Origin of the sequence: Psychromonas sp. MB-3u-54 (genome assembly GCF_002836415.1) — a bacterium.
Taxonomy (GTDB): domain Bacteria; phylum Pseudomonadota; class Gammaproteobacteria; order Enterobacterales; family Psychromonadaceae; genus Psychromonas.
Window position 1 is genome coordinate 15,389 of sequence record NZ_PJBP01000104.1, and the last position, 25,720, is coordinate 41,108.

Annotated in this window: 26 protein-coding genes and 3 tRNA genes; 18 read left to right on the forward strand and 11 right to left on the reverse strand. The window is 40.8% G+C overall.

Annotated features, from left to right (window positions below):
* Nucleotides 1-4: 4 nt before the first annotated feature.
* Nucleotides 5-295 (forward strand): RnfH family protein, encoded by a 291-nt coding sequence (locus CXF72_RS04320; protein ID WP_101037064.1) that lies wholly within the window; start codon nucleotides 5-7, stop codon nucleotides 293-295.
* Between the two features lie 105 nt (nucleotides 296-400).
* On the opposite strand, the gene CXF72_RS04325 is transcribed toward CXF72_RS04320, so the two are convergent.
* A complete protein-coding gene (locus tag CXF72_RS04325; protein WP_101037066.1) occupies nucleotides 401-847 on the reverse strand; it encodes an outer membrane protein assembly factor BamE in 447 nt (148 codons plus the stop codon).
* A gap of 253 nt (nucleotides 848-1,100) precedes the next feature.
* On the opposite strand from CXF72_RS04325, the gene hemA reads away from it, so the two are divergent.
* From hemA to rlmM, 8 genes are all read left to right on the forward strand, one after another.
* Nucleotides 1,101-2,360 (forward strand): glutamyl-tRNA reductase, encoded by a 1,260-nt coding sequence (gene hemA, locus CXF72_RS04330; protein ID WP_101037068.1) that lies wholly within the window; start codon nucleotides 1,101-1,103, stop codon nucleotides 2,358-2,360.
* 48 nt (nucleotides 2,361-2,408) lie between these two features.
* A complete protein-coding gene (gene prfA, locus CXF72_RS04335) occupies nucleotides 2,409-3,500 on the forward strand; it encodes a peptide chain release factor 1 (RefSeq protein WP_101037070.1) in 1,092 nt (363 codons plus the stop codon).
* Nucleotides 3,501-4,340: a peptide chain release factor N(5)-glutamine methyltransferase gene (gene prmC, locus CXF72_RS04340; RefSeq protein ID WP_101037072.1), complete on the forward strand. Its 840-nt coding sequence runs from the start codon at nucleotides 3,501-3,503 to the stop codon at nucleotides 4,338-4,340.
* 27 nt (nucleotides 4,341-4,367) lie between these two features.
* Nucleotides 4,368-4,754, forward strand: a complete 387-nt coding sequence (locus CXF72_RS04345; RefSeq protein WP_101037075.1) for a SirB2 family protein — start codon at nucleotides 4,368-4,370, stop codon at nucleotides 4,752-4,754.
* 3 nt (nucleotides 4,755-4,757) lie between these two features.
* Nucleotides 4,758-5,603 (forward strand): SirB1 family protein, encoded by an 846-nt coding sequence (locus CXF72_RS04350; protein ID WP_101037077.1) that lies wholly within the window; start codon nucleotides 4,758-4,760, stop codon nucleotides 5,601-5,603.
* 17 nt (nucleotides 5,604-5,620) lie between these two features.
* Nucleotides 5,621-6,466, forward strand: a complete 846-nt coding sequence (gene kdsA / locus CXF72_RS04355) for a 3-deoxy-8-phosphooctulonate synthase (protein WP_101037079.1) — start codon at nucleotides 5,621-5,623, stop codon at nucleotides 6,464-6,466.
* On the forward strand, nucleotides 6,466-6,870 hold the full coding sequence (locus CXF72_RS04360; protein ID WP_101037081.1) for a DUF423 domain-containing protein: 405 nt from the start codon (nucleotides 6,466-6,468) through the stop codon (nucleotides 6,868-6,870). The genes kdsA and CXF72_RS04360 overlap by 1 nt, the downstream gene beginning before the upstream one ends.
* Nucleotides 6,871-6,998: 128 nt before the next feature.
* Entirely contained in the window at nucleotides 6,999-8,096 is a 1,098-nt protein-coding gene (gene rlmM, locus CXF72_RS04365; protein WP_101037083.1) for a 23S rRNA (cytidine(2498)-2'-O)-methyltransferase RlmM, read from the forward strand.
* Between the two features lie 81 nt (nucleotides 8,097-8,177).
* On the opposite strand, the gene CXF72_RS04370 is transcribed toward rlmM, so the two are convergent.
* The 4 genes from CXF72_RS04370 to pspB all read right to left on the reverse strand — a co-directional run bounded on the left by CXF72_RS04370 (nucleotide 8,178) and on the right by pspB (nucleotide 11,677).
* On the reverse strand, nucleotides 8,178-8,729 hold the full coding sequence (locus tag CXF72_RS04370; RefSeq protein WP_101037085.1) for a YcbK family protein: 552 nt from the start codon (nucleotides 8,727-8,729) through the stop codon (nucleotides 8,178-8,180).
* Nucleotides 8,730-8,917: 188 nt separating this feature from the next.
* Complete coding sequence (locus CXF72_RS04375) at nucleotides 8,918-10,447, reverse strand: L,D-transpeptidase family protein (RefSeq protein WP_101037086.1); 1,530 nt, start codon at nucleotides 10,445-10,447, stop codon at nucleotides 8,918-8,920.
* Between the two features lie 616 nt (nucleotides 10,448-11,063).
* Nucleotides 11,064-11,459, reverse strand: a complete 396-nt coding sequence (gene pspC, locus CXF72_RS04380) for an envelope stress response membrane protein PspC (protein WP_101037088.1) — start codon at nucleotides 11,457-11,459, stop codon at nucleotides 11,064-11,066.
* Nucleotides 11,456-11,677 (reverse strand): envelope stress response membrane protein PspB, encoded by a 222-nt coding sequence (pspB, locus tag CXF72_RS04385; protein ID WP_101037091.1) that lies wholly within the window; start codon nucleotides 11,675-11,677, stop codon nucleotides 11,456-11,458. Before pspB ends, pspC begins: the two co-directional genes overlap by 4 nt.
* Nucleotides 11,678-12,643: 966 nt before the next feature.
* Here pspB and ppiC point away from each other — a divergent pair.
* Entirely contained in the window at nucleotides 12,644-12,922 is a 279-nt protein-coding gene (gene ppiC / locus CXF72_RS04390) for a peptidylprolyl isomerase PpiC (RefSeq protein WP_101037109.1), read from the forward strand.
* Nucleotides 12,923-12,951: 29 nt separating this feature from the next.
* Here ppiC and CXF72_RS04395 read toward each other — a convergent pair whose 3' ends face one another.
* The 3 genes from CXF72_RS04395 to zntR all read right to left on the reverse strand — a co-directional run bounded on the left by CXF72_RS04395 (nucleotide 12,952) and on the right by zntR (nucleotide 15,730).
* On the reverse strand, nucleotides 12,952-13,719 hold the full coding sequence (locus tag CXF72_RS04395; protein WP_101037093.1) for a TIGR01458 family HAD-type hydrolase: 768 nt from the start codon (nucleotides 13,717-13,719) through the stop codon (nucleotides 12,952-12,954).
* 226 nt (nucleotides 13,720-13,945) lie between these two features.
* Nucleotides 13,946-15,259, reverse strand: a complete 1,314-nt coding sequence (locus tag CXF72_RS04400) for an SO_0444 family Cu/Zn efflux transporter (RefSeq protein WP_101037095.1) — start codon at nucleotides 15,257-15,259, stop codon at nucleotides 13,946-13,948.
* Between the two features lie 9 nt (nucleotides 15,260-15,268).
* Complete coding sequence (zntR, locus tag CXF72_RS04405; RefSeq protein ID WP_101037097.1) at nucleotides 15,269-15,730, reverse strand: Zn(2+)-responsive transcriptional regulator; 462 nt, start codon at nucleotides 15,728-15,730, stop codon at nucleotides 15,269-15,271.
* Between the two features lie 604 nt (nucleotides 15,731-16,334).
* Here zntR and CXF72_RS04410 point away from each other — a divergent pair.
* Together CXF72_RS04410 and CXF72_RS04415 are read left to right on the forward strand one after the other, a co-directional pair.
* Nucleotides 16,335-17,627: a serine hydrolase domain-containing protein gene (locus CXF72_RS04410; protein ID WP_232784874.1), complete on the forward strand. Its 1,293-nt coding sequence runs from the start codon at nucleotides 16,335-16,337 to the stop codon at nucleotides 17,625-17,627.
* A 110-nt stretch (nucleotides 17,628-17,737) separates the two neighbouring features.
* On the forward strand, nucleotides 17,738-18,322 hold the full coding sequence (locus tag CXF72_RS04415) for a DUF502 domain-containing protein (RefSeq protein WP_101037099.1): 585 nt from the start codon (nucleotides 17,738-17,740) through the stop codon (nucleotides 18,320-18,322).
* 170 nt (nucleotides 18,323-18,492) lie between these two features.
* Here the strand turns inward: CXF72_RS04415 and metG are convergent, their stop codons facing one another.
* Entirely contained in the window at nucleotides 18,493-20,553 is a 2,061-nt protein-coding gene (metG, locus tag CXF72_RS04420) for a methionine--tRNA ligase (RefSeq protein ID WP_101037101.1), read from the reverse strand.
* Nucleotides 20,554-20,739: 186 nt separating this feature from the next.
* On the opposite strand from metG, the gene apbC reads away from it, so the two are divergent.
* The 4 genes from apbC to CXF72_RS20200 all read left to right on the forward strand — a co-directional run bounded on the left by apbC (nucleotide 20,740) and on the right by CXF72_RS20200 (nucleotide 23,102).
* Entirely contained in the window at nucleotides 20,740-21,825 is a 1,086-nt protein-coding gene (apbC, locus tag CXF72_RS04425) for an iron-sulfur cluster carrier protein ApbC (protein WP_101037102.1), read from the forward strand.
* A gap of 259 nt (nucleotides 21,826-22,084) precedes the next feature.
* A complete protein-coding gene (locus CXF72_RS19520; RefSeq protein ID WP_198552496.1) occupies nucleotides 22,085-22,504 on the forward strand; it encodes an oxidoreductase in 420 nt (139 codons plus the stop codon).
* Entirely contained in the window at nucleotides 22,501-22,968 is a 468-nt protein-coding gene (locus CXF72_RS19525) for an oxidoreductase (RefSeq protein WP_232784875.1), read from the forward strand. The genes CXF72_RS19520 and CXF72_RS19525 overlap by 4 nt, the downstream gene beginning before the upstream one ends.
* 2 nt (nucleotides 22,969-22,970) lie before the next feature.
* Nucleotides 22,971-23,102: a hypothetical protein gene (locus CXF72_RS20200; RefSeq protein ID WP_442966026.1), complete on the forward strand. Its 132-nt coding sequence runs from the start codon at nucleotides 22,971-22,973 to the stop codon at nucleotides 23,100-23,102.
* Nucleotides 23,103-23,426: 324 nt separating this feature from the next.
* Here the strand turns inward: CXF72_RS20200 and CXF72_RS04435 are convergent.
* Nucleotides 23,427-23,502: transfer RNA gene (locus CXF72_RS04435), tRNA-Ala, on the reverse strand.
* A gap of 118 nt (nucleotides 23,503-23,620) precedes the next feature.
* Complete coding sequence (gltX, locus tag CXF72_RS04440) at nucleotides 23,621-25,033, reverse strand: glutamate--tRNA ligase (RefSeq protein WP_101037104.1); 1,413 nt, start codon at nucleotides 25,031-25,033, stop codon at nucleotides 23,621-23,623.
* A gap of 381 nt (nucleotides 25,034-25,414) precedes the next feature.
* Between gltX and CXF72_RS04445 the strand changes: the two genes are divergently transcribed.
* Nucleotides 25,415-25,490 (forward strand) — tRNA-Val (locus CXF72_RS04445).
* Between the two features lie 105 nt (nucleotides 25,491-25,595).
* Nucleotides 25,596-25,671, forward strand: a tRNA-Val gene (locus CXF72_RS04450).
* Nucleotides 25,672-25,720: the final 49 nt, after the last annotated feature.

A 25,720-nucleotide genomic window follows, 5' to 3' on the forward strand; every position in this document is an offset into this window, starting at 1 on the left:
CTGTATGAATGAGTTGATTGAAATTGAAGTTGTTTATGGCCGGCCGGATAAACAAGTTTTACTGTCGTTATCTGTGCCAGTCGGGAGCACGCTTGAAGAATGTATTACGTTATCCGGGATCACCACGCATTTTCCAGAAATTATACCCAGTGAAGCTGTAGTCGGTATTTTCAGCCGGCCGGATAAATTGTCCAGTATTGTAAAAGCGGGAGAGCGTATCGAGATTTATCGTCCGCTGATTGCAGACCCGAAAGAGATGCGCAAATTACGTGCCGCTAAAATGAGTAAAAAATAATTTATTAAGAATAAATCTCATCTTCATCTTTATTCTTAATAAGTTAGCCGTAACAAATTTACTACGGCTAACTCTGTCTAAGTCAATTCACAATATCCGTCTAAGTTAATTAACAATAACAGGTGTGTCATTATCTGTTTGCGGGTCATCGCTAGTGCTGGGGTCTTCAGCCGCGGCATTTGGCGCATTTCTTGCCTTAGGCGTTTTAATAAGCGGATTTATATCAATTTTACCCTCTCTTGCAATCTTGGTCAGCAACAGATTTTCAAAGGTAAAAACCACTTGATCCTGTTGAATCGCTTCCCCGCCCGGTTTGATGTAACGAATATAGTACCATTTTGATGAATCGAATTGATCTATCAGCATGGGAGAGCCAAGAATAAAAATAACTTGTTCTTGGGACATACCAAGGGCGATTTGATCTAGTTTTTCATCCTCAATATAATTTCCCTGTGTAACATCAATTTGATATACAAAAGTATCGTAAAGAGATGTACATCCCGAGAGTGAGAAAATAAGCAAGAAAAAGGTGGCGATATTTTTAATAGGCATGGTTTAAACAACATCTTAGTTGAAGTGAGTGGATATTAATTAAAGTAATAATACCCAAGGGTCACTGACTTGTAAAAATATTAAAGGAAAAATTTGTCATTTCTGCTCGGTTTCGTGCGCTGTTAACCGTTATATATAAAAATAAATTGCTTAAATGTCGCCGATATACATCGTTTTCTTTAAATCTTGCGTAAATGTCCGTAGAATTCCTCATTCTCCCCTAACCGTTTTAACTTGTTTTGTGAAATTATACATGCCTCTATTTGCTTTAGGAATTAACCATCAAACTGCTTCAGTCGCATTGCGTGAAAAAGTCGCGTTTTCAGCTGATCTGTTATTAGATGCCTATCAAGCATTATTAGCACAACCGACAGTATTGGAGGCGGTCATTGTTTCAACTTGTAACCGTACCGAAATTTATTGTCATTTAAAGCAAGGTAACTGCGACGAGGTCATTAAGTGGCTTTGTTCTTTTCATGATATCGAAGAGCATAAATTAAGACCCAGTTTGTATTGTTATCATGAAAATCAAGCTATCCAGCATCTTTTTCGCGTTTCCTGCGGGCTGGATTCGTTAGTGTTAGGTGAACCGCAAATTTTAGGGCAGATAAAACAAGCTTTTGCCACGGCTAAACAAGCTAAAGGCGTTGATAAAATTGTTCAGAAATGGTTTCAGCATACCTTTACCGTGGCAAAACGAGTACGCACTGAAACGCAAATCGGCGCTAATGCTATTTCTGTTGCCTTTGCGGCTGTTTGTTTAGCGAAACAAATATTCAGTGATTTATCCCAAAGCAGGGTCTTATTAATCGGTGCGGGTGAGACAATCGAGTTGGTTGGTAAGTATTTAATTGAGCACCAAGTCCCTAATATCACTATTGCGAATCGTACCTTATCTCGGGCGATGGCACTGGTTGAGCAGTTTGATGCGCAGGCTATCACTCTGGGGGAAATTCCCAATCACCTTGGACAAGCTGATATCATTATCTCATCGACGGCAAGTCCGCTGCCTATTATTGGTAAAGGCATGGTGGAAAGGGCGTTAAAAGCGCGTCGTAATCGACCTATGTTATTTATAGATATTGCTGTACCGCGTGATATTGAAGCGGAGGTTTCAGAGTTACGTGATATTTACCTTTATAGCGTTGATGATTTACAGGGCATCATAGAAGAAAATAAACAAGCCCGTCAGGTCGCAGCGCTTGAAGCTGAAAAAATTATCGATGGCTGTATTGTTGACTTTATTTCATGGATAGAATCGCTAAAGGCGGTTGAGTCTATTCGTACTTATCGTCAAAACAGTGAACAGTTACGAGATGATTTATTAAATCGAGCCTCTTCTGCGTTGCAAAACGGAGAGCAAGCCGACAAAGTTTTAAAAGAATTAGCCTTTAAATTAACCAATAAATTGATTCATCATCCCAGTCTGGCTTTGAACGAGACTGCTCGGTCGGGTAATGATAATGAACTGATGTTGTTGCGTAATGCTTTGGGTCTGAGCAAAAAAGATTAACATTCGCTGTACACTCAGCAAATGAATAAAAGAACATAAGAGAAAAATATGAAAGCATCAATAGTGGCAAAGCTCGAGGTACTGGTTGAACGTTACGAAGAGGTTCAAGCATTATTAGGTGATCCGGGTACGATTAGTGATCAAAATAAATACAGAGAGTTAACCAAAGAGTATGCACAACTGGAAGTTGTTGTACTTTCCTTTAAAAAATATCAAAGTGCCCAAAATGATCTTGCCGTTGCTGAAATGATGTCCGATGATGATGATCCCGATATGCGTGAAATGGCCAAAGAGGAAATTAAAGAAGCCAAAAAAACCGTGGAAAAATTGGCTGCCGATTTGCAGATATTACTGCTGCCAAAGGATCCTAATGATGATCGTAACTGTTATTTAGAAATTAGAGCGGGTGCCGGCGGGGATGAAGCTGCTATTTTTGCGGGCAACCTGTTCCGTATGTACAGCAAATATGCTGAAAGCAAAGGTTGGCGGGTTGAGGTGATGAACAGTAATGCCAGCGAGCAGGGTGGTTACAAAGAATTGATTGCTAAGATTGATGGTGAGGGCGCATACGGTATTATGAAATTTGAGTCCGGCGGTCATCGTGTCCAGCGTGTACCGGAAACTGAATCTCAAGGTCGTATTCATACCTCTGCTTGTACCGTTGTTGTTATGCCGGAAGTACCTGAAGCCGAGGCCATCTCCATTAATCCTGCGGATCTTAAAGTTGATACCTTTCGTGCGTCTGGCGCGGGTGGACAGCACGTTAATAAAACCGATTCAGCGGTTCGATTAACTCACTTGCCAACAGGTACAGTGGTTGAATGTCAGGATCAGCGTTCACAGCATAAAAACAGAGCACAGGCTATGTCTGTGTTACAGTCGCGCCTGCAGCAGGCTGAGGATGAAAAGATGCATGCTGAAGAGCAAACTATTCGTCGCAGCTTAGTGGCAAGTGGTGATCGCAGTGAACGCATTCGTACCTACAACTATCCGCAGGGGCGTGTTAGTGACCACCGTATTAATTTAACAGTTTACCGTTTGAATGAGGTGTTAGAAGGTGATTTAAATGCCTTACACGAGCCTATTTTGCTGGAAGATCAAGCCGATAAACTCGCCGCACTTTCTCAGGCGGAATTCTAATTGCGTATAGACGATGCACTTAGCTGGGCAAAGTTTACTCTGGTTGATAGTGAAAGTGCGTTATTAGATGCGCAGATACTGTTAGCCTTTGTTTTAGAAAAAGAAACCATTTACCTGATGACTTGGCCTGAGCGTGAACTTAGCAAAGAACAAAAAAGCGCTTTTGAAGTGTTTATTAGCCAGCGAGTAAAAGGGGTTCCTGTTGCTCATTTAACGGGTACCAGAGAATTTTGGTCATTGCCTTTAAAGGTGAATAACTCAACACTTATACCGCGCCCTGACACTGAACTGTTGGTTGAAACTGCGCTTGACTATTGCGCAGCCGATGCCCGTATTTTAGATCTCGGCACGGGCACAGGGGCTATTATTTTAGCCCTCGCCAGTGAATTACCTGAGGCATATTGTCTGGGTGTTGATGTTAATGAAAGAGCAGTGCAGCTGGCGATTGAAAATGGAAAAGATTTAAAGCTTAACAATGTTCATTTTCAACGCAGTAATTGGTTTGATAGTGTTAACGGTTTGTTTGATGTGATTGTGTCTAATCCTCCTTACATTGAAAAGGGCAATCGTCACCTTAAGCAGGGAGATGTTCGTTTTGAGCCCTTGTCGGCTTTAGTGGCGGATGAAAATGGTCTGGCAGACATTCGAAAAATTGCACAGAAAACACCGGAATATCTTAAACAAGGGGGGTGTTTATTAGTTGAACATGGTTTTAACCAAGGTTCAGCTGTTCGAGAATTACTCACTCACTTAGGTTATTCAAAGGTTATTACCATTAAAGATTATGGGGATAATGATCGCGTTACGATGGGATCATTTAACCAACCTAATTCATTATAAAAATAAACGTAATATTTGGAGAAATAGATGTACAGCTTTTTAAAACATACTCACTTAACCTTGATATTAATAGCGATTGTGCTTTTTGTCTTATGTTTTTACTGGAGAGTAACGGATCATAAAAATGCCCAAAAAGTTATTTTCAAAAAAATGTTACTGCACACTCATTTAACCATTGCGTTGCTCGGCTTAGGCTTGATGGGCGTTTTGCAGATCAATCCGTTCGACAGCCAAAATTATTGGCTAATTGAAAAAATAGGTGCATTTATTGGTTACTTAATCCTTGTAAATGTGGCCTTGAATGAAAAAACCCGCAAAGGGATGCGATTTTTCGCCTTTGTTGGTGCGTGTGGTTGGATTGTTTATATCGGGCAACTCGTCTTCAGTAAACAAGCCATGATATTGCTAGGATAAAAAATGACAACAGTTTCTAAAAATGTAAGAACAGAATTTATTATAAATGAACAGTTTGATTTCGCAGAGCATTCGCTCACGGATGCGGCCATTTCTGTCGAGTCTGAGTTGACTGGACTGAACGTGGCAGAGTTTCATAAGACTTTACGCTTACAGCATCTTGTTTTGCAGTCGCAGTTATCCGATTTTGATCTTGTTGATAAAGCGAAGTTGTTGAAATTAATTGATTGTTTATATCAACAACAAGATTTCAAGGGTGATTGGAAGGCTTTTTTTAAAGTAGAAAATGCCCTTATTTCAAATGTATTATCACGCCGTAAAGGTATTCCAATTAGTTTAGGTGTGTTATTACTGGATTTCTTAAAAGAGAGTCAGTTTGACGCGCAGGGGATCTGTTTCCCGAGTGGTTTTATTGTCCGCGTCAATATTGATGATGAAACGATCTATATTGATCCCTTTACCGGTGAATTAGCGTCAAGGAATCTACTCGAGCTTAAACTGCGCGGTCAATTAGGTAACCATGCCAGATTAAGTGCTGAGATGTTGGAGCCCGATGATAATAAAACCATTATTATGCGCTTAATCAATGTTATCAAGGCCGCTTATGTTCAAGAGGAGTCATTAGAGCAGGCGCTACTTTGTTGCGATATGTTACTGCGTATTGATCCTAATGATGCCTATGAGGTGCGCGACCGCGGGTTTTTATTTCAGCAACTCGACTGTTTGAATTTAGCGCGCACCGACTTTGAGTTTTTTATTGAGCACTATCCGCAAGATCCTATTGTTGGTTTGTTAAAACGACAAATCAGACAAATAAATATTGATACTCCTACGCAAGTTGTCCATTAAATCCAAGTGAGCAGGTAATGAAACAAAAAATAATAAAAGTAGGCAATATTGACGTTGCTAATGATCGTCCCTTTGTCTTGTTTGGCGGCATGAATGTACTTGAATCCCGTGATATGGCGATGCGAGTGGTAGAAACCTACGTTGAAGCGACCACAGCCTTAAATATTCCTTATGTATTTAAAGCCTCATTTGATAAAGCGAACCGTTCATCTATTCACAGTTACCGTGGTCCCGGCCTTGAAGAGGGGCTGCGTATTTTTGAAGAGATCAAAAATACTTTTAATGTGCCCATTATTACCGACGTGCACGAACCCTCTCAAGCGGCGCCCGTTGCCGAGGTCGTTGATGTTATTCAGTTACCCGCATTTTTAAGTCGGCAAACTGATCTGGTTAAAGCAATGGCAGAAACCAATGCGGTTATCAATGTTAAAAAAGCACAGTTTTTAGCACCGCATGAAATGAAACACATTATTACCAAGTTTAATGAAGCGGGTAATGACAACATTATTCTTTGTGAGCGGGGCAGCTGTTTCGGTTATAACAACCTGGTTGTTGATATGCTTGGTTTTAGTACCATGAAAGAAACCGGTTATCCGGTGATCTTTGACGTAACGCATTCTCTGCAAAAACCAGGCGCACGCAGCGACAGTGCCGATGGTCGTCGCAGTCAAGTTGTACAACTTGGTTTGGCGGGCATGTCGCAGGGTATTGCCGGTCTTTTTCTGGAATCTCATCCTGATCCGGCCAATGCAAAATGTGATGGTCCTTGTGCATTGCCATTGAGTCAGTTAAAGCCCTTCCTTTCTCAAATGAAGCAGATGGACGATTTAGCCAAAAGTTTTGATATTATTGATACCCAATAATGCCAATAAAGCTCACCGGGACAACCCGCCTGTTTTTAATAATAGCTTCTTTATTAGGGGCTTCGGGCGTGGCCTTAGGGGCTTATGCCAGTCATGGCCTGGCGGCTTGGGCGACGCTAAAAGAGATTGAATATTTTCAATTAGCTGTTACTTATCAGCTGTTTCATGCGGTAACTTTATTAGGGGTTTGTCTGTTATCCCTTTTTATCACTAACGCTTTTTTACTGGCGAGTAAAATCGCTTTTGTACTCGGGGTGGTTTTATTCAGTGGTAGTTTGTATCTGTATGTTTTGACTGGAACAAAAATATTAGGGGCGATTACACCAATAGGTGGTTTGTGCTTAATTGTTGCATGGCTTTTAATTACCTTAAGTTTGTTAAGTCATAGAAATAACGCTAAGTAACCTCAGCTTGATATTAAAGAGTCTTGCGCTTTTATTATCCCGAATTGAAGTTAAGTAAATTGTGAGTGAACGTTTTAACAGAATGAAAGTTTCCACGTCGATGACGGGAACGCATTCTAGAGGTAAGTATGTTAGGAATTTTATTATATTGTCGTCCTGGGTTCGAAAACGACTGTGCTAATGAGCTGCAGGACAAAGCAAGCGCGTTAGAAGTATTTGGTTTTGTAAAAACAAAACGTAATAGCGGTTACGTTTTCTACCAGTGTTATGATCCGCAACAGGTGGAATATTTATTACAACAGCTTGATTATAAACAGCTGATATTTTCACGGCAGTTGATTGCAGTTAAAGCATTTATTAATGATTTGCCACTGGATGACCGTATTAGCCCTATTTTGGAAATTACGCGTAATCTGCCATTAGGTGGCGATCTTTATGTTGAAACACCTGAGGGTGATGAAACCAAGCCACTACTCACTTTTTGCCGTAAATTTACAGTGCCTTTACGTCAGGCATTAAGAAAACATAATAGTCTCACTGCAAAAGAGAATCACAATAAGATTTTTTATCATTTATGTTTTTTAGATAATAAATCCGCTTATATCGGTTTTTCTGTGCCGCATAACCGCAGTGAATTTTACATGGGTATCGCGCGTTTACGTTCACCAAGTGAAGCGCCCAGTCGTTCTACATTGAAGCTTGATGAAGCTATTCAGGTTTTTCTCACGGCGGAAGAACAGGCCGAGCGTCTACATTCAGGGATGCGCGCGGTCGATTTAGGTGCCTGTCCCGGTGGCTGGACATACCAGCTTGTTCGCCGCGGTTTGTTTGTCACCGCTATTGATAATGGTGCTATGGCTCAAAGCCTAATGGATAGCGGCCAGGTCACTCATTATATGGTCGACGGGTTTAAATATGAACCCGAGCGCAAGAACATAGACTGGCTGGTCTGTGACATGATTGAGAAACCCAAGCGTGTGGCTAAACTGATGGCGCAATGGTTAATTGACGGTTGGTGTAAAGAAGCTATTTTCAACCTTAAATTACCCATGAAAAAACGTTATCAGGAAGCGTCCGAAGATATTAAAATATTAACCGATATGTTCGAAAAGGAAGGTCTTCAGTATGAACTGCAGGCGAAGCAGCTTTATCATGATCGTGAAGAGATAACTCTGCATGTGCGTTTAATCGGCAACCATTGGGGTAAACAACTGGGTAAAGAATAAGTTTTAATTTTTTATTAGCCATTGCATAATGTTATTTGCAATGGCTAATGTCATTCCCGGTTTTTAACTCTGTTGACCGATTTATCCCCAAGAACGAACATTACCCGTATCAATGTGAACAAAATTACTTTTAGGATAATAACCTACACCGCCCGCTTTAAGGGATAATGCCGCTTTTTTGACTTCTATTAACGGTACGCCTTCCAAACGAAAATCAATTGCCCGGCCGAGCATATGCAGACTTTTTTTCGCCACGCCCCCTGATCGAGCGCTAAGCATTTTATTGGTCTCGGGAGAACGATAACCCGAAATTAATTGAACTTGGCTATTACAGCCAATGGTTTTTTGAATTGCCATTAAATGATCGAATAATCTTTTGTCCATATTGATGGCTTCGTTACGGCGAAAATCACGACAGAAATGATTGATTTTTTTCATTTCACTGCGCTGATAGTGCTTACCATTAAAATACTCAGTCAGTAATTCCTCACCCGTATGGAGATTGTTCAGGTTTAACTCTCTCGGAGTGTCTTTAAATAAAGAGGCGAATGAAACAGAAGGGGCGCATATTGCACCCAATGTAACGATACCCGTTAATATGGCATTGCGACGACTAAGATCAGTTTTTGGCATAGGACTCAACAGTAGAAAAGGAACAAATAGACAAGTGAACGGGTGAAACTACTGATTATTTGTACTGCAGTCAAATTTAAAAAACGGCATAAATGTGGATAAATATGTTTTTAATGGTTAGTTATTGAACAGTAAACAGTTTTTTATTTTCAAAAAAAAATAATTTTTAGTCAAATTTAAAGCGTTACTTATTTGTCGTACCGATAGATATCATTTCTAAACTGTGTTGAGCCAAATTGATCCACCCATACCGTCTTATAAATGCTATAAACCGTGATTTTTTTCTTTAAAGTGACTGTGCTGGTTTCCGGCACGTTATGATGATTTTTATAATACTCAAGCGAATAACCTGATTTATCCATTAATAGTTGTGCAAATTTTTCTGCTTTTTGGATGCGTATGCAGCCGGAACTGAATGCCCGGTGTTGTTTTTCAAATAAATATTTTGCGGGTGTATCGTGTAAGTAAATAGCATTTTTGTTAGGGGTATTAAATTTATATAGACCAAGCGCATTATTTTCACCTGATTTTTGGCGTAATCGATAGGGAAAATTATTGGCAGTCATCGGTTTCCAGTTAATTGTATTCGCCTCTATCGCCTTTTTACTTTGATAATTTTCAATGATTTCATAACCGTGTTGGTTTAGGTAATTTATGTTTAATAACACCGAGGGCAGGATATCTGCACGCATTATGCTCACCGGCACATTCCAACTCGGGTTGAATATGATGGCATCAAGTCGGGCTGAAAAAAGTGGGGTTTTGCGCCTTGTTTGACCCACTATGACCTTACTTTCAAATATTTTTTGATCGCCTTCCCAGTACTCCATTTTGTAGTCCGGAATATTAACCACTATTTTTCTGCTATTATCCATTGTCCATAACTGCTGCCTAAGAATGTTTAAGGCCATTAAGCGGAGTCGTTCCTGACGGCTGATATTAAGCCAATATCGAGTGTTTTTTCCTATAATACCGTCGGGTTTCAAACCATGGCGAATTTGAAATAAACGGATTATTCTCCCAAGTTCCGGGCTGTACCATTCATGATTTTCCAACTCAATCTGCTGTTTTTCTTGCAGAGACAGTTCGCCCGACATTTCTAATCGGGACAAAAGAACTTGTTTTTGTGTAAGCGGATCCCCTATTTTGGCAAATTCAGTCAGTTTTACGGTCTCTAAATTTTGCTCAGGTGTATTTTTTAGTTTTAATAGACTTTGATAGAGCTGAGATTGTTGTGCCGATATAGGTGATAATCTCTGTAAATAGTGCAATCTTATTTGCGCGGAATCGGCATTAAAAAATGCGTCGATAGATTCTTTTGAAGGCGCTTTTAACCTGTTTTTAATTCTCCCTGCAAATAACCAGGAAGTCACTTTGTCGGGTAGTTGTTGATGGTAGGACAGATAAAATAGCAATAAATCCGATGCCAGTAGTTCATACTGCTGCCAATCTTTTTGCTCGCTCGCCTTTTTTAATGCTCGATAGGGGGAAAACAAATCATCACTAATATCAGCAAGCACAATTAATGATATTTGTTTTTCAAATTCGTCCCGTAGGGCAGGGGCAGCCCAAAAGTTTTTGTCCGGGTGCTGTTGATAGAGTGCGGTGATTAAGGTCGGATATTTCAGGTTAACAAGTTCAGCACGTGCAGGGACACTCACTATTTGCCATAGTAGAGAAAGTAGGAGAGCCGTTTTCCACCAATGCCTTATGTTCATCAATTTCTCCGCAAGATACCCTGTGCTTTAGCGCAGAGTGAGTGACAATCACTCTTTACAGCGCTTAAAAGTAAGAGTGGGCTAGCCGTTTTTTACCGCCACTGCTTGCCAGTCGGACTGCGTAAATTAACGCCTAAAACCCGACGGGAAAAAAACCGTCGCCAGAGTATTACGTAGGATTCGCTTTGAGTAGTCCCATTGTTGTGATTTCCTCTCGACCAGTTGTGATTTCCTCTCGACCCGTTGTGATTTTCTCTCGACCAGTTGCGACTTCCTCTCGACCAGATAATGACAGGCTTGGCATTATACTTTAAGCAATATAGCCCCTAATAGCTTAAAGTATAATCCTATGAGGAGGCATTTCAACGTGCCTATTTCTGTCTATCGCTTGCATACCACTAACATCTCCAGCATGACGCTAGTCAACCAAGTCGGCCGCTTTAGCGGAATAGTTGACATTATTCTTACCATGAAAAACTAAATTAAAGTATGAAAATAAGTGAATTTTGTGATTTAGATTATTATAATATAAAGATATCGAGGGAGCGAAGCTTTATAGTACAGTATAATAGATTTATTATTTTATGCTCAGGACCCTAAGAGAAGTAGAGTATAACTACTTGTTTTTATTTGAAAATTCACGTTTTATTTTGTATTTTAATGAAGTTACATAGCCTTCCATCTGCTCAATTTTTTTCTGCATTTTATCGAATTCAATGCTTATGTTTTCTAATATTTTCTGTGCAGAATCACCTGTCTGCCAAGCTTTATTTTTTATCTTATGCTTCTTATAGGCATTTTGTTGCCACTGCTGCTTTTCCGGGATTTCATCTAAGGTAAAATAAGCCACAAGATAGGCGAGAGACACAAAAAATCCTGCGGTAAATAAAAAGGCTGATACCACTAATAACCGGACAAGCCATACTTCAATGTCAAAATACTCTGCTATTCCGGCGCACACGCCCGCTAATTTGGCATTTTCAGGATTACGATAGAGTCTTTTTTTATTCATTTTTCTCTCCATTGTGGTGCTTCTTTATCAAGAATTTCTTCCAATGACGCTATTCGCTGCTGCATTTCTTCGCTACGTTTTACAAGGGATTGTAAATTTTCTTGATCGGCGGCGGATAAACCTTTGCCTGTCTGTTTTTTACTGCGGTAATACAGGAATAACCACAGCGGTGCGACGAAGATAAAAAAGACGCTTAAGGGGAGTGCAATATAATTCATAGAAATTCCTTAATAAATTTCAATCAAATAACGATTTATTTTTAAGCTGTTAATGCCGTTATTTTTAATGCGGAAAATAATGCTAATCTAGCTTGATTTTAGTTCAGTAATGCCTTTTTTTGTCTTCAGCAGAGCATTATACCTAGCGCATCAAATAAGTGATCAGCCTTGCTGATTAAAATCAACCCCATCTGGGTTATGAGTCTTATTCAGAAGGTCCTGTTCTCACCACTTCGTGGCCAGCTAAAGCTGTTCAAAATTGTTCCATACAATTTTGTGAAAGGAGAATAACTACTTACTGCAACTCATGCCTTGCTAGTGTTAATTTTTCCTACGCAATACAAGATCACCTCTTTAATACATTTGGTATTATTTAAAGCAAGTCTTAGTTCGTTTTCATAAACATATTTCTGCTGTAAAGCGCTTAGCTGATCTAATATGAATACTCTTTTAAAGCGAATCTGAGAAGCCGCATTTTAGTGCCTGGCTTGATAAATATGGCTTACCTTCCATCCGCTCCAATAAAGGTAATGCTTTGTATTGTACCTGTTTTGCAGATTAGGTGCTCTATCAAGATTCAGAATAAACGCATGAAAGCAATCTGTTTATTACAGTAACTATTTGTTCTAAAGGCATAAAATAGTAAGGAACTATTTTGAATCACGTTAGCTGTCCAGAAAGTGAAGGATAACAGAATCAAAGCAATCATAAAGACTAAAACTCGATTCCGCAGTTTTTTATTGGGGCTTAAAAAAACAGCCTTTTTATTCACCGTTTGATCCAATAGATTTATTTTCTTGTGATAAAAAACGGGGAATTTTCCTATCTTCTTTAAAATTAAAACGGTGGAATAGACTAAAATCGCGTTTTATGTCTGGCTCGCATTGACTTTAACCCGCATAAATCAATAGAAAATGAGAGGGTTTGGTATTACAATCCATGTTGTTTTTAATAATTGAGGTCAGTATGGCGGGAACAGCAGCTGCTTTGCACATTTTAGTAAAGCATAAAGAAAAAGCGGATGAGATCCTTTTACAGCTAAAGAAAGGCGCGAAATTCCAAACATTAGCGAAGAAATACTCAACTTGTCCATCGGGTAAAAAAGGTGGCGATCTCGGTGAATTTAGAAAAGGTCAAATGGTGCCGGCCTTTGACAAGGTTGCATTTACGGGTGAAATATTAACCCCGCATGTAGTTAAAACCAAGTTTGGCTGGCATGTGATCAAAGTACTATATCGTACTTAGTCATAATTAGATTTTAACACCGTTAAAATCTAATGATGACTTTGATCTGATAAGGCATAGTCCACCGCGTCGACAATTGAGTTAAATGTCAAATGGGCTGCGCTGATTTTATGCTCATCGCCTGTTTGGTATTTTCCAGTACGAACCAATCCGGCAAGCAGCCCTGCATTTATTGCACCTTCAATATCACCATAGATATCATCACCAATCATCAAAACTTGATCAACACTCAAATCCGTTGATCCAAGTGCTTGTAGAAAAAAATCTTTACTGGGTTTTCCGATGATAATAGCTGGTGCCGATGCCGCAAACTCAATGGCCTTTATAAAGGGGCCGGCATCCAATAGGAGTTGCCCCTCTAATTTAAAATAACGATTGTACCCAATGCCGACTAGCACCGCGCCTTGCTGGCATAATTGAAAGGCGCGATTTAACTTATCATAACAAAAATTCTGCTCAGCATCGCCAATCACAACCGCATTAGGCATTGTCTGCAGCAGATCAGCGAATTCACTTTTGATATTGCGGTGAATAAGACAATAGGGGCGAAGTTTTTTTTCCTGCAGCCAAGCATGAACAGCGACAGGTGCAGTAAAAAGCTCTTTTTCCTGCACCTCAAAGCCTAAACGTTGAAGATCATTTAACAACTGAGCGCGGGTTTTGCGGGAAGTATTAGTAACAAAACGTAATTGTAACTGGCTTGCTCTTGCTTTCTCAATGGCAGCGACAGCGCCGGGAATCACTTTGTCGCCTTCGTACAATACACCGCTTAAATCAATAAAAAGGGCTTTTAACATAACCATTCACTCCGCATTGAGATACTTTATAGAGTATAGAATAAAGCCCTGTTTTGACTAGGATCTGTTGACCTTTGGAGTATAAAAAACGCTTAAAGGTAGCACTATTCAGTGTTGTTGCCGGCTGCTTAATGGTTATGTTCTGAACGCTGAATCTGCCGGTTTATTTTGGGATAGAGCTGTTTTTCCAACGGGGGAAAGGGTGCCTAAATAACACCCCGAATAATCAAGAACAGCAGTTTTTTTGTTTGAGTTTTTTAGGAAGCATATTATAAAGAACTTTAGCCATTAGTATTGCCAGAATAATGGCCGAGAGGTTAACGACAATTTCTGGTAATAGCTGATGTTGTTCACCGATTTGAGGTGTTACTAAAATACCAAAAGTGCTGACCAAATAGTTAACTAATATTCCCGATATCAATGCAACGCTTAACACGCCCCCTAAATACCCCCATAGTGCGCGTTTTCCGAGCTCCTTAGCGACCACTCCCAGAGTTGCTATGTTAGTGGCAGGCCCGGCTAACATAAAGACTAATACCGCGCCCGGTGATACGCCTGCTAATAATAATCCTGCCGCTATCGGTGTTGAAGCGGTTGCGCAGATATACATAGGCACGGAAATAATCACCATGACCAACATGGCTAAAATGCCATCACCCCATCGCACTAAAAAGTCAGCGGGTACATAGGTCTGTACCAGAGCCGCAAAAAATAAGCCGATTAGCAACCAAACCGTTATATCCTTTACTAAATCAGTTGCGGCAAAATGAACGCCTTTAAGGACCCGCCCGATAATAGAGGTTCCCTGCAATTGTGTGGCAATATCTTGAGTTGATTGGCAACACTCTGCGGTATCAGTTTGCTTGGGTGTAGTGTCTTGAGTTGATTGGCAACACTCTGCAGTATCAGGCGCAGTGTCTTGTGTTGATTCGCAGCACGGTTTTGTATCAGTTCCCCCGGGCGTAATATCTTGAGTTGATTCGCAATATTGCGCTGTCTTAGTTTGCAAAGGTGCAGTGCCTGTACAGCAGGATGCATGCACCGCTTTAATCACAGGTGTTTTACCAGTGCAGCAAGTGGTTTTATTCACCTCTTTGGAACGCTTTTTAGGGGCGCTATTATCTGTTTTTTCAGTTTCTTTTTGAGGGTCATCTTTGCCGACCAATAAACCTGCAACGATTGCACTGGTAATTGCTGCGATCGGTCTCACTATCGCCATAAAAGGACCCAGTAAGACATAAGAAACCGTGATTGAATCGATCCCAGTTTCTGGTGTTGAGACTAAAAAAGAGGTGGTTGCCGCTTTAGATGCGCCCGACCGCCGAAGGCCCACTGCGGCTGGAATAACACCGCATGAGCATAAGGGCAAAGGTGCACCAATTAAAGCCGCTTTAATGGTACTTTTAAAACCGTGTCCCCCTAACTGATTATGGATCCATTTCATCGGGACAAACATCTTAAGCATACCTGCAAATATTAACCCTAATAATAACCAGGGCGCTGAGTCTAAAAAGAGATCGATGAAATGAATTAGTAACATAATTAAACCCTATTTTGTGGCATGAGAATGTGCTTGATGATGCCCATTATTAGTGCGATTTTTTGCTGATGACGTTGATTCTAGCGCTTCGAGAATAGAGCAATGTTGAGCACTTTCCGGTCCGCCACAACAGTCGCTTGAGAGTTGTTGTAAAGCGTTTTTAAAATAATGGAGTTGTTCTATTTTTTGACTGATATCTGCTAATTTGAGATCAACCAGGCTTTTTACATCTGCACAGGCTTTATTTGATTTATCCAGCTCAATGGAAAGCAGTTCTGAAATTTCCACCAGTGTAAAACCGATGGTTTTGGCCCTTAATATAAAACGTAATCGCTGAGCATCTTTTTTTGTGTAGAGTCTGTAACCCGATTCAGTTCTTGATGACGGCACAAAAAGTCCCTGCTTATCGTAAAACCTTAAGGTGTCAGTTTTTATTTTACAGAGCGTTGCAAGCTCACCTATTCGGTACATTTTTTATCCTTAAATGAGGTAACCTGTGATTATACCAAATGCATTAAAGATGTGATCTTGTATTGCGCAGGAAAAATCAAAACTAACAAGGCATAAGTTGTAGGAAGTAGTTATTCTCCTTTCACAAAATTGTATGGAACAATTTTGAACAGCTTTAGCTGGCCACGAAGTGGTGAAGAACAGGACCTTCTGAATAAGACTTATAACGAAGATAGGGTTGATTTTAACCAGCAAGGCTGATCACTTATTTGATGCGTTTGGTATTAGTATAAACCTTAGACTTAAATCAAAGGTAAAGGGATTTTGGGTGTTATTTGTATTTAATGAAGGTTATTAAACGATCATCATTTAGCGGATGTTTATCTTTTAAGCTGTTTATTGATTTTTTTATGAAAATTATGACTGATAATTTTCAGTTGAGGATCGCGAATAAAGTTTCCTGTGATAATTTTTTTATAATTAATACAATAAGTTGTGTGATTTAAGCTCTTTTGTAGATAGATTCTGGCGCGACTCGATAGTGTCTTTATTGGCTAATAGGGTGATGGCAGGCTTATCTTTTGATAAACTGTGTTTTTTGCATAACTGCCATTAGGGATGTTTTTTGAAGCATATTATAGTCTTTTTTTTCACACTGGTTGCTTTAGGTACAACAGCACCTGTCTTCGCTAAATCAACCGCTCCTTCAAAAATAGAAACTGAGTTCAGCAAGCAGTTTAAGCAGGCTATGCGGGTTAATCAAATCCCCGGTGCCGCTTATGCCATTGTCCGGGGTGGCCGAGTGTCGACCATTAAAGCCTATGGGGTACGTGGACAAAAAAATAACAAAGCGATCGATAAAGACACTTCTTTCAGATTGGCCTCGGTATCAAAAACATTTTCCGCTGAGTTAGCCGCGCTGATGATCGAAAAAAAATCATTTTCCTGGGACGATTCTATTGTTGATTATATACCTGAATTTAAGCTTAAACAGCCAGGTCAAGCCGAAGCTATTACCATCAAGCATGTGCTAAGCCACAGCAGCGGATTAATGCCCAATGCCTTTGATGGTTATTTAAAAGGCCGGTTTCGATTTAGCCATATTATATCAAAATTTGAAGCGCTAGAGCCTTTTTGTTCACCCGGGGCATGTTACGGTTATCAGAATGTACTGTTCAGCTTTATATCCGAAGTGTTTAAACGCAGTACCGGTAAAGCATATGCTGACTTGATGCAGCAGATGATTTTCACCCCCTTAGCGATGAACAATGCCAGTGTTGGTTTTGATGCTTATAAAAACACCATTAATAAAGCCTACCCTCATGTTAAAGTCAGCCGTAACGGGCCTTGGCATCAAGTGAGAATAAAACCAGATTTTTACAAAGTCGAGGCCGCAGCAGGTATCAATGCCAGCATTACGGACATGAGTAAATGGTTGCTTGCGCAGTTGGGGCATACTCCCGAGGTGATTTCGGGAGATTTATTGAAGACGGTAAGGGAGCCTGTCGTTAGCACCGATAAAGATATAAAAAGTCGCACCTGGAAGGGCACTATCGATGATGCTCATTATGGTATCGGCTGGCGTGTTTACCAATATAAGGAGGATATATTATATTTTCACAGTGGCTGGGTTGAAGGTTTTCGCGCGGTGATTGCCTATTCAAAAGATAAGCAGATAGGGGTAGTGATATTGGCTAATGCCGAATCACGCAGTATTGATAAATTAACGGTGAATTTCTGGCGGTTATTACTGAAGGAGCCTTCGGTTAAGGCAACGCTATTAGTGAAAGATATCAAACCGGCTAAGGTAACTTCATTAGTGAAGGATATTAAACCAGTTAAGGCAACTCAATTAATGAAGAAGATTAAACCGGTTAAGACAACTCGATTAGTGATGAATATTAGATCGTCTTTCTAATAAAACCCTGATCGCAGTCAACGCCTTAAGCGCCTATTCCAGCAACTTGTAATTTATTATATTTTCTAACTGTTTTTTAGTTTTACTTTTTTTATTGAATAAGGTTTGTCATGCAAAAAACATTATTACGCGGCATATTAAACCTATTACCCTTGGCGGTGTCGGTGTGGTTATGCTGGTCTATTACCGTGGCGCTCGATGATATGGGGCATGCTGTTTTGACCTTAATTGGGCTGGGTAATCAGTGGACGGGCAGCGGTTTTATCCTTATTTTTTGTTTGTTACTGGTGGCCGGCGTGGCCTTTAGTGTGAGCCCAATAATTTGGTTGTATCAAAATCTTGAGAAACAGATATTACGTTTCCCCTTTTTTAGAACTATTTATACCTCGATCAAGGATTTAGCATCGCTTGCAGGCAGTAACGATTCAAAAGCCAAAAAACGTCAGACGGTTTTGTTTAAACAAAGCAATGGCACTTTTATTATCGGCTTTGTGACCTCTGAAAGTATTCCTGAGGTTGTGAGTGATGCTTTACCTAACGATCAATGGGTGCCTGTTTTGATTCAAATGAGTTATCAGGTGGCAGGAATCACTTCGCTGGTGAAGCGCAGCGATCTTATTTATGTTGACTGGCCTTTTGAAGACGCCATGCGCTTTATGTTAACCGCAGGCATTTCGCCCGCAAAGCAAAAATAACGTTGTAATACTTGAGAAGAGAATAACAGTTTTCAAGTATTCCTCCTTGTTCCCACTCCTTTAAAAACAAAACATTGAAAATAAAAAAGCCCTAAACAATTAATCTGTTTAGGGCTTTTATATTTTGTTCGGCTTTAACCGGCCATCATTATTTTGTTAAAGACTAGGGATCACATTATACGTTGGCCCGGTTTTGCACCATCATCCGGATTTAGAATGTGGATCTCTTTACCACCAGGACCCGTTGCTAATACCATGCCTTCGGATAAACCGAACTTCATTTGACGTGGCGCTAGGTTAGCCACCATTACCGTTAACCTGCCCTCTAATTCTTCGGGTGTATAAGCGGACTTAATACCGGCAAATACCGTGCGTGTTTCGCCGCCTAAATCTAAGGTCAGTTTAAGTAATTTGTTAGCCTTAGGCACCGCTTCCGCTTTGGCTATTAGGGCAACGCGTAAGTCTGTTTTAGCAAAGGTATCAAAGTCAATTTCCGGCGCCAGCGGCTCTTTATCCAGTTCTGATTTTTCAGCTTCAAGTTGTGCTGCCGCTTGTTTCTGTTTGGCCGCTTTATCGGCTTCCAGACTGTCCTTCGATGCGTCAACCATGGCTTCTACATGTTTAGGATCAATACGTTGGAATAGCGCTTTAAATTTATTGATTTGATGACCGGCAAGGGGGGTTTTAATTATTTCCCAATCCAGCGTTTCCGCCAGGAAGTCCTCACTGCGCGCCGCCAGTTTGGGTATAATAGGTTTTAGATAAGTCATTAAAATACGGAATAAGTTGATTCCCATGGAGCAGATTTCCTGCACTTCAACTTCGCTGCCTTCCTGTTTCGCTAATGCCCAGGGTGCTTTCTCATCAATGTATTTGTTAGCGATGTCAGCTAATGCCATTATTTCACGAATCGCACGGGCAAAATCACGTTGTTCAAATAATGCAGCAATGCTTTCCCCTGCATCAATAAAAGATTGATATAACTGCGGTTCAGAAACATTATTTGATAATTTACCGTCGTATTTTTTAGTAATAAAACCTGCTGTACGAGAGGCAAGATTAACCAGTTTATTAACCACATCGGAGTTTACCCTTTGGGTAAAATCTTCAAGGTTTAAATCTAAATCATCAATACGACTGGTTAATTTAGCGGCATAATAATAACGTAAACACTCAGGATCCAAATTATCTAAGTAGGTGCTGGCTTTAATGAAAGTACCTTTAGATTTGGACATTTTCGCGCCGTTTACCGTGACATAACCGTGTACGTTAATCGCGGTTGGTTTACGGTATCCGGCACCTTCTAAAACAGCCGGCCAAAATAGACTGTGGAAGTTAACAATATCTTTACCGATGAAATGGTATAACTCGGCAGCGCTGTCTTTTTTCCAGTATTCATCAAAGTTAAGTCCCTCGGTTTTATCACAGAGGTTTTTAAAGCTGCCCATGTAACCTATCGGTGCGTCTAACCAAACATAGAAATATTTACCCGGCGCATCGGGTATTTCAAAACCGAAGTAAGGCGCATCACGGGTGATATCCCACTGCTTTAAGCCGGTTTCAAACCATTCACCAACTTTGTTTGCCATCTCTGTCTGTAGCGCGCCTGATTTAGTCCAGACTTTTAACATATCTTCAAATTGCGGCAGGTCGAAAAAGAAATGCTCAGTGTCTTTCATAATAGGCGTGCTGCCGGAAACCGCTGATTTGGGGTTAATCATCTCGGTTGGGCTGTAGGTTGCGCCACAAGCGTCACAGTTATCCCCGTATTGATCGTCAGCTTTACACTCAGGACAGGTTCCTTTTACAAAACGATCCGGTAAAAACATCTGTTTTTCAGGATCAAATAATTGTGAGATGGTTCTATTGGTAATGTAACCATTTTCACGCAGTAAGATATAGATTTGTGAAGACAGCGCCTGATTCTCTTCGCTGTGGGTACTGTGATAGTTGTCAAAGCTGATATTAAACCCGGAAAAATCACTTTCGTGAGAAGCGCGAATGTCCGCTATCATCTCGGTCGGCTTAATACCCATCTCTTGTGCTTTAAGCATAATAGGCGTGCCGTGCGCATCATCTGCACAAATAAAATGGATATTGTGACCACGTAAACGCTGAAAACGAACCCAGATATCAGCTTGAACATGTTCAAGCATGTGGCCGAGATGAATCGGACCGTTTGCATAGGGCAGGGCGCAGGTAACAAGGATTTTACGTTGTTGAATTTCCATTTTATTTATTATTCCTGTTGTGTTAAATCTCAATTTTAAGGTTGCGATTCTACCCAAAAAAGGCCTGAAATCCCACTCTTAAATGGGCTTGAAAAATCCTTATTTAATTGTGGATGAAATAATAACAGGTTTTGCTACACTGTTTTATCGCAACAGGAGATTTCGTTGCTTAAATAAGGAGCATTTGTGTTTTTTAATAAAAAAAGTTTGTCAGATAAAGTTACCGCCTGTTTGCAGGAAAATGATCCCACTAAGGTGGTCGCTAAATTAATGGCCAACAAGGCAATTTTAATCGATGAAAAGAGCGCGACTATAAAAATTGTAATGCCTTTTTATGCCCCTGCTTGGTTGCATAATCTGCAACTTGATTGCACCGCTAAACTTGAAAAGTTGTTTGGCAAATCGGTTAGCTGGAAGGTTAATCATCAAGTCGCTTCATTACAAAATGACACGACTAAATCGGCTTTGCCAAACATCAAAAATATTATTGTCGTTGCATCGGGTAAAGGGGGCGTAGGTAAATCGACTGTGAGTGTAAATTTAGCCCTTGCTCTCGCTGAAAATGGTGCTCAGGTGGGTATTTTAGATGCTGATATTTACGGGCCTTCTATTCCGACTATGCTGGGTGTTAAAGGCGCAGAGCCCGTAAGTGTTGATGGTAAATTAATGTCACCCATTAAGGCGCATGGTATTGTTTGTAATAGCATCGGTTTTTTAGTGGCTGAAGAGGATGCCATGATCTGGCGTGGTCCGATGGCCAGCAAAGCGTTGTCGCAAGTGCTCAATGAAACGGATTGGCAAGGTCTTGATTATTTAGTGGTCGATATGCCACCGGGCACGGGCGATATTCAGTTGACTATGTCGCAAAATGTGCCGGTGACAGCTGCTGTGGTGGTGACAACACCGCAGGATGTGGCATTAATTGATGCAAAAAAAGGCATTTCCATGTTCAATAAAGTCGCCGTCAATGTCGCAGGTATTATTGAAAATATGAGTCTTTATTCATGCAGTCAATGCGGTCATGAAGAAGCTATTTTTGGTACCGGTGGTGGTAAAAAATTGGCTAAGCAATTCAATTTACCTTTTTTAGGGGCATTACCCTTACATATAAAATACCGGGAAGACACGGATCAGGGCATGCCAACGGTTATAAAAGGAGACAGTGAGGTATTAAGCGCGCCATTTTTATCTTTAGCTGAAACTTTGTCGATTAATCTTTATCGCGATTTAACCATTGCCTTACCGGAAATAACGATCACTAATCTAGGTTAAATCCTTGTCTTGAAATTCTTCTGGGTTATGGCAGTTTCTACAACTGCCAACAACTAAAAAAATCAAAACAGGCATCACTTTCTCACTCTCTTTAATGGGATGCGTGCAAATATTTTCATCTGCAGGGTAGTTATTTAGCACATTCAAAGATATTAAAGGCTTAAATTTAGGTTTTGCTTTGATTAATAGCCGCTACTTTTTTATTTGAATCTATTCTTTGTTATTAGAATTTAAATTCGAATCAACAAGGAGTTTTAAAATGTCAAATTCTACCGCCCGTAAGCAATTATTTAGTCCCTACAAACTTGGTTCGTACCCGTTACAAAATCATCTTGTTATGTCACCTATGACCCGTAATCGGGCGATTGGTAATGTGCCAAATGATCTTATGGTTAAGTATTATGCACAACGTGCAACGGCCGGGCTCATTGTGACCGAAGGTACCTCACCTTCAGAAAATGGTCTTGGCTATTCGCGTATTCCAGGTGTTTTTTCAGCTGCACAGGTGGCAGGTGGCAGGTTTTGGGCGCGTGTCACGAAGGCTGTACATGCCAAAGGCGCTACAATATTTATTCAGTTAATGCACACCAGACGTATCGCACATCCCCTTAATCTGCCGCAAGGTGCTCATATGCTTGCCCCTCAGCCATTGCTGCATATACCGATGCACAGGGGATGAAAGCGCACCCCGTACCAATGGCGATGACTCATGATGATATTATCAGTACTCAGAAAGAGTTTGTCACGGCGGCTAAAAACGCAATGGCAGCGGGCTTTGATGGTGTTGAATTACATGCAGCAAATGGGTATTTACTGGAACAGTTTATTCGCCCTAATGCCAATATTCGTACTGACCAATATGGCGGCACAATTGAAAATAGAGCCCGTTTTGTGCTGGAAGTCGCCGCGGCAACGGTTGCTGCGATCGGCAAGGATAAGGTGGGTATTCGCTTATCGCCCTTTGGCGTATTTAATGACATGCCACTTTATGATGCAATGGAGCCCGATTACACTTATTTAACTGAAAAATTAAATGCATTGGGACTGCTGTATTTACATATAGTAGATCACTCCTCAATGGGGGCGCCGATAGTGCCGGATTCGATGAAAAAAAACTGCGCCGTTTATTTAAACAAACCCTGATTCTGTCGGGAGGTTATGATGCAGCGCGCGCGGAAAGTGATCTTGCGGCCGGCGAAGGGGATTTGATTGCCGTCGGGCGGCCCTTTCTTGCAAACCCGGATCTGCCTGCCGCTGGCAGGCTAATGCGCCTTTGAACAGCGCTGATATGGATACGTTTTATTCAGCAGATGCAAAAGGTTATAACGATTATCCGCTGCAGGATAAATGATCCGATTAAAGCCGGTATTCGGCAAACTAATAAAGTCAATAATAAGTGCCGGTGAGGGTGCGTATTCGACTAAAATAATAAGTGGCGATTTGCAAAGGGTATAAAAAATTGGCGCAGCGTTAGAATACGAAAGCATGATCGTTATCTTATGCTAAGACAGTTAATAGGTATTTGGATTTAATCAAATGGGAGGATAAAACGGATACTGACATACTATTATTGAGGGTTTTGAAAGGTAAATAAATTAAAGTGGTGGAGCCATGCGGGTTCGAACCGCAGACCTCAACGCTGCCAGCGTTGCGCTCTCCCAGCTGAGCTATGGCCCCACTTTAATCTTTAACTAACCGTTTGAATTGGTTAGGTATAACAAGAACAGGGCGCATATTATGCACCTTGCTCTTAACTGTCAACTAAAACTTGCAAAATAAGTTATATTTAGTTTTTTTATGAAGCAGCAACGCGCGCAGCGATGAATTCAAGTGCGCGATCGATACGTTTAATACTACGCTCTTTACCAATTAAGCGCAGGGTGACATCTAAAGAAGGTGATTGCCCGCCGCCTGTGATAGCAACTCGCAGAGGCATACCGACTTTACCCATACCAACCCCTAATTCATCGGCTGTATCATTGATTATTTGATGCAGAGCTGGATCTGTCCAGTCATCATTTGCCTGCAGTTTTTGCTGAACTAAAACAAGCGCATCTTTAGCCACCGGGCGAAGATGTTTCTTGGCGGCAGTGGCATCAAAGGCTTCGTACTCTTCAAAGAAGTAACGGCTGGTGGTCGCTAATTCAACTAATGTTTTAGCGCGTTCAGAAAGTGCGCTGACAATATCGGCAAGGGCAGGGCCATTGGTCATATCGATTTTTTGATTATCCATATGCCATGCAAGGTGCTGTGCAACGTAAGCCGGATCCAGTGATTTAATGTAATGTTGATTTAACCAAAGTAACTTTTCAGTATTAAATGCAGAAGGGGCTTTATTAATTGCATCTAGGGAGAACAGCTCAATCATCTCTTTTTCTGAGAAAATTTCCTGATCACCGTGCGACCAGCCTAAACGTACCAGATAGTTTTTAAGTGCTTCAGGTAAATAGCCTTCATCACGGAACTGCATGACAGAGACTGCACCATGACGTTTAGAAAGTTTTGCACCGTCATCCCCTAAAATCATAGCAACATGGGCATATTCTGGTAAAGGGGCACCTAATGCTTTTAATATATTAATTTGCCGCGGTGTATTGTTGATATGATCTTCGCCGCGAACAACATAAGTAATACCCATGTCCCAATCGTCAACGACCACACAAAAATTATAAGTCGGTGTGCCATCGGTACGCTGAATAATTAAATCGTCAAGCTCGGTATTTGAAAATTCAATCGGACCACGGACATGATCGTCAAATTTAACACTGCCTTCTTTAGGGTTTTTGAAACGTATAACATAAGGGGCATCGGTATTCTGCGGTGCTAACTCCCGACACTTGCTATCATAACGTGGTGATAGGCCTGCTTTTTCCTGCGCTTCACGCAGTTCATTAACGCGTTCTTTTGTGCAGTAACATTTGTAAGCTGTCCCATCGACAAGCATCTTGGCGATTATCTCTTTATAACGATCAAAACGTTTGGTCTGGTAATAAGGACCTTCATCCCAAGTCAAACCCATCCAGGTCATACCTTCTAAGATCGCCTCAACTGCTTCTTGAGTTGAACGCGCAATATCCGTATCTTCTATGCGCAGTACAAACTCACCCCCTTTACTTTTCGCATGTAACCAGGAATAAAGCGCAGTACGCGCGCCACCAACATGTAAAAAACCAGTGGGGCTAGGGGCAAAACGTGTTTTAACTTTCATTGAAAAATGTCCTTATGTATAGGCGCTAAAATAATAGGCGTATTTTAACGGATACCATTGTAATTACATTAACTATTTCTGTTTTCTCGAAAACAAAGTAAGAAAAAAAAACGTATTAGCCAGAAAATAAGCAAGCATTGTTTACCCTTTGAGCGATCGACCATAAATCATGGTTTTTATTATAAAAATGGCTTGACTGAAAAAAGGTGTTCCCTATAATACGCCCCACAAACGACATGCCTTATTAAGGTCGTTAAGCACCGAGCATAGCCCGATGTGTTGTGCTTCTTTTTAGTCAGAAGGAAAACAGACTAAATAAATAACATGGGTGATTAGTGCCATTTTGCGGAGAGCAATGCTCAATGCGGTTAAATTAAAGATGGGCGATTAGCTCAGTTGGGAGAGCACCGCCCTTACAAGGCGGGGGTCACTGGTTCAAGCCCAGTATCGCCCACCATGTTATTTTGCTTCGAATTTATTCGGTGCATTTGAAAACTTTAAAGATTGGCGGTTAGTGCCGTTATGCGGAGAGCAATGCTTGATGCGCTTTAGAATTAAAGATGGGCGATTAGCTCAGTTGGGAGAGCACCGCCCTTACAAGGCGGGGGTCACTGGTTCAAGCCCAGTATCGCCCACCATCTTTAATCTTCTTTATTCGGAAGCAAAACGGATTAAGCTTCTTTTATA

What these genes read in the sequence shown, in the direction of transcription:
- CXF72_RS04370 (WP_101037085.1), bottom strand. Translation starts at nt 8,729, where the DNA reads ATGCCAAAAACTGATCTTAGTCGTCGCAATGCCATATTAACGGGTATC.
- CXF72_RS04375 (WP_101037086.1), bottom strand. Translation starts at nt 10,447, where the DNA reads ATGAACATAAGGCATTGGTGGAAAACGGCTCTCCTACTTTCTCTACTA.
- CXF72_RS04400 (WP_101037095.1), bottom strand. Translation starts at nt 15,259, where the DNA reads ATGTTACTAATTCATTTCATCGATCTCTTTTTAGACTCAGCGCCCTGG.
- CXF72_RS19525 (WP_232784875.1), top strand. Translation starts at nt 22,501, where the DNA reads ATGAAAGCGCACCCCGTACCAATGGCGATGACTCATGATGATATTATC.
- hemA (WP_101037068.1), top strand. Translation starts at nt 1,101, where the DNA reads ATGCCTCTATTTGCTTTAGGAATTAACCATCAAACTGCTTCAGTCGCA.
- metG (WP_101037101.1), bottom strand. Translation starts at nt 20,553, where the DNA reads ATGGAAATTCAACAACGTAAAATCCTTGTTACCTGCGCCCTGCCCTAT.
- CXF72_RS04325 (WP_101037066.1), bottom strand. Translation starts at nt 847, where the DNA reads ATGCCTATTAAAAATATCGCCACCTTTTTCTTGCTTATTTTCTCACTC.
- pspB (WP_101037091.1), bottom strand. Translation starts at nt 11,677, where the DNA reads ATGAATTATATTGCACTCCCCTTAAGCGTCTTTTTTATCTTCGTCGCA.
- gltX (WP_101037104.1), bottom strand. Translation starts at nt 25,033, where the DNA reads ATGAAAGTTAAAACACGTTTTGCCCCTAGCCCCACTGGTTTTTTACAT.
- pspC (WP_101037088.1), bottom strand. Translation starts at nt 11,459, where the DNA reads ATGAATAAAAAAAGACTCTATCGTAATCCTGAAAATGCCAAATTAGCG.
- prfA (WP_101037070.1), top strand. Translation starts at nt 2,409, where the DNA reads ATGAAAGCATCAATAGTGGCAAAGCTCGAGGTACTGGTTGAACGTTAC.
- kdsA (WP_101037079.1), top strand. Translation starts at nt 5,621, where the DNA reads ATGAAACAAAAAATAATAAAAGTAGGCAATATTGACGTTGCTAATGAT.
- rlmM (WP_101037083.1), top strand. Translation starts at nt 6,999, where the DNA reads ATGTTAGGAATTTTATTATATTGTCGTCCTGGGTTCGAAAACGACTGT.
- CXF72_RS04320 (WP_101037064.1), top strand. Translation starts at nt 5, where the DNA reads ATGAATGAGTTGATTGAAATTGAAGTTGTTTATGGCCGGCCGGATAAA.
- CXF72_RS19520 (WP_198552496.1), top strand. Translation starts at nt 22,085, where the DNA reads ATGTCAAATTCTACCGCCCGTAAGCAATTATTTAGTCCCTACAAACTT.
- ppiC (WP_101037109.1), top strand. Translation starts at nt 12,644, where the DNA reads ATGGCGGGAACAGCAGCTGCTTTGCACATTTTAGTAAAGCATAAAGAA.
- CXF72_RS04395 (WP_101037093.1), bottom strand. Translation starts at nt 13,719, where the DNA reads ATGTTAAAAGCCCTTTTTATTGATTTAAGCGGTGTATTGTACGAAGGC.
- CXF72_RS04345 (WP_101037075.1), top strand. Translation starts at nt 4,368, where the DNA reads ATGTACAGCTTTTTAAAACATACTCACTTAACCTTGATATTAATAGCG.
- CXF72_RS04360 (WP_101037081.1), top strand. Translation starts at nt 6,466, where the DNA reads ATGCCAATAAAGCTCACCGGGACAACCCGCCTGTTTTTAATAATAGCT.
- zntR (WP_101037097.1), bottom strand. Translation starts at nt 15,730, where the DNA reads ATGTACCGAATAGGTGAGCTTGCAACGCTCTGTAAAATAAAAACTGAC.
- CXF72_RS04415 (WP_101037099.1), top strand. Translation starts at nt 17,738, where the DNA reads ATGCAAAAAACATTATTACGCGGCATATTAAACCTATTACCCTTGGCG.
- CXF72_RS04350 (WP_101037077.1), top strand. Translation starts at nt 4,758, where the DNA reads ATGACAACAGTTTCTAAAAATGTAAGAACAGAATTTATTATAAATGAA.